4 protein-coding genes and 1 pseudogene are annotated in these 2,312 nt (G+C 59.9%); 1 reads left to right on the plus strand and 4 read right to left on the minus strand.

The window, feature by feature from the left end; translation table 11 throughout:
• The 3 genes and pseudogenes from B4F73_RS07515 to B4F73_RS07525 all read right to left on the minus strand — a co-directional run.
• A pseudogene (locus B4F73_RS07515) lies at positions 1-210 on the minus strand (hypothetical protein); the annotation flags it as partial.
• A 59-nt stretch (positions 211-269) separates the two neighbouring features.
• Positions 270-509 (minus strand): DUF2164 domain-containing protein, encoded by a 240-nt coding sequence (locus B4F73_RS07520; RefSeq protein ID WP_206991492.1) that lies wholly within the window; start codon positions 507-509, stop codon positions 270-272.
• Entirely contained in the window at positions 496-1,443 is a 948-nt protein-coding gene (locus B4F73_RS07525) for a prephenate/arogenate dehydrogenase family protein (RefSeq protein WP_290482901.1), read from the minus strand. Before B4F73_RS07525 ends, B4F73_RS07520 begins: the two co-directional genes overlap by 14 nt.
• 177 nt (positions 1,444-1,620) lie before the next feature.
• On the opposite strand from B4F73_RS07525, the gene B4F73_RS07530 reads away from it, so the two are divergent.
• A complete protein-coding gene (locus B4F73_RS07530; protein ID WP_290482902.1) occupies positions 1,621-1,998 on the plus strand; it encodes a DUF983 domain-containing protein in 378 nt (125 codons plus the stop codon).
• On the opposite strand, the gene B4F73_RS07535 is transcribed toward B4F73_RS07530, so the two are convergent.
• On the minus strand, positions 1,995-2,312 hold a 318-nt coding region (locus tag B4F73_RS07535), incomplete at its 5' end, for a P-II family nitrogen regulator (RefSeq protein ID WP_290482903.1). The genes B4F73_RS07530 and B4F73_RS07535 overlap by 4 nt on opposite strands.

Raw genomic sequence — 2,312 nt, forward strand, 5'->3', positions numbered from 1 at the left:
AACGCCGTAGGCGACCGCGCTCAGGCGCGCACGCCAGTCATCATCGGTAAGCTGGCGCCATTCGGAATCAGCATATTGCTCCTCATTATCGGCGTTTTCAGCGTCTGCTGCTTCCGATGTAGAATTGATGGAACAGGCGGCAAGGCCCAGTGAAGCGGCGCCGGACAGGAGCAGCGAGCGTCGGGAAATCGTGTGGGTCATGCGGTTCATACGCGGGACCATACCGAAAGGTTCAGTCCCGCACGACACACAAGCGCGTGAGCATCATGTCAGCCAGCTTCCTCGACCCAGACTTCACCGTCGAGGTCCTCCAGCTTGCCCTGCAGGTGAGCGCGGACATCTGCGACAGCCTGATTGTAGACGGCCGGACCGAGCGTCGTCAGCATCAGGTCGACGATGTCATCTGCCCGAAAATCGCTGAGGCGCTCGTCAAATTCGGTTGCAAACAGAGTTTGCAAATGGCCACGCAACGTCGCGCGACGCTCCTCGGTCAGTTCAAGCGCCTTCATCCTCATCTCCCTTGGGCAGGTTCCGCCCGAAGTTAACTGCCCCAGAATCCTGGCCCGCATCAATGATGGCCTTGCGGATTGAACGGGCGCGATTGAACTCGTTGAAAAGCGTTTCTCCGTCGCCCCAACGGATCGCGCGTTGCAGCGCGGCAAGATCCTCGGAAAACCGGCCAAGGCACTCAAGTACGGCGTCCTTGTTGTTCAGGAAAACATCGCGCCACATGACAGGGTCGGAGGCGGCGATACGGGTGAAATCCCTGAAACCACCAGCAGAATACTTCACGACCTCACCCTGCTCGACGGTCTCCATATCGAACGCGGTTGCAACGATGTTGAACGCAATCAGGTGTGGCAGGTGCGAAGTGATCGCGAGGACCCGGTCGTGTCGCGCTGCGTCCATCGTTTCAACCGTTGCACCAAGTTGCGTCCAGAACGCCTCCAGCGTCGATACAGCAGCGTCGTAATTGTCGTCCCCGTCTGCCAGGGGTGTCAGAATGTGCCAGGCATTCCGGAACAGGGTCGGAAAGCCCGCCTCCGGACCGGATTGCTCCGTACCGGCAATGGGGTGGCCCGGGATAATGTGCACGCGGCCATCGGCGGCGGCCGCAAGCGCTTCGGTGGCTTGGCCTTTCACTGAGCCCACATCGGTCAGGACGGCTCCTGCCATCATCAGCGGCACAGCGTCTGCAGCAACGGCCTGCAAGGCGCCGACGGGGACACAAAGGAACACGCAATCTGCCTCTGCCACGGCAGTGGCAAGATTGTCCGCGACATCCCCCAACGCAATTCCAGCGGCGCGCTGGCGCACATCTTCGCTGGAATCATAAAGGCTCACAGTCCCAGCCGCGCCGTACTCCACAGCCGCCCTCGCAATGGACGCGCCGATGAGGCCGGCGCCAATAATGGCGATCTTGTTGAAGACGGGTTCGGTCATGGTGTTCCTGCAGTCAGATTTCGCCCGTTCTGGTGCGGAATACGGCGACCAACGTCAAGGCCTTCATGCCCCTGCAACCATCTACCGCAGATGACACCAACCAAGCGGTCCTTACATAGGTATGGAAAGTGCCGGTAAAGGTCTGACCACGCATCCGGCTCAAAGAGGTCCAGAATCATGAGCAACCCCTCCCCCATCATTTCCGGTATCCGTCAGCGATGCGGCCAGTGCGGCGAAGGCAAATTGTATAGCTCCTACCTGAAGCTCAACGAATCCTGCCCCGTTTGCGGGCGGGACATGACGGCGGCCGATACAGCAGACGGCCCGGCCTTTTTCGTAGGTTTCGGTGTGCTGCTATTGCTGGCGCCGTTTCTGTTCCTGTTGCCGATGAGTCCGCTGCCCCTGGTGCCGATGGTCATTGCCTTCATCGCGCTATGTGCGGCCGTGATTGGACTGTGCTTGTGGTTGTTACCGGTTGCAAAAGGCGTGCTGCTGAACCTTCAGCTCCACCATGGCGCCGAACAGGCAAGCTTCAAGTCCGAAGACCAGAACTAGCCGGACACAGCCTGTTCGTCGCGCTCACCGGTGCGAATCCGGATAATGCTGTCGAGATCATAGATGAAGATCTTGCCGTCACCGATTGTGCCCGTATTGGCAGCCTGCGTTATCGCTTCGGCGTAGCGCTCGGCCGAGGCGTCAGGGCAGGCGACTTCCACTTTGACCTTGGGCAGGAGGCGCACTTCGTATTCCGCGCCGCGATAAACTTCGGTTTTGCCAAGCTGGCGACCATAGCCGCGCACTTCCGATACGGTCAGTCCTGTCGCGCCAGCTTCGGACAGCGCGTCAATCACCGCATCCAATCGGCTCGG

This window comes from Hyphomonas sp. UBA3601, from assembly GCF_002375605.1.
Classification (GTDB): domain Bacteria; phylum Pseudomonadota; class Alphaproteobacteria; order Caulobacterales; family Hyphomonadaceae; genus Hyphomonas.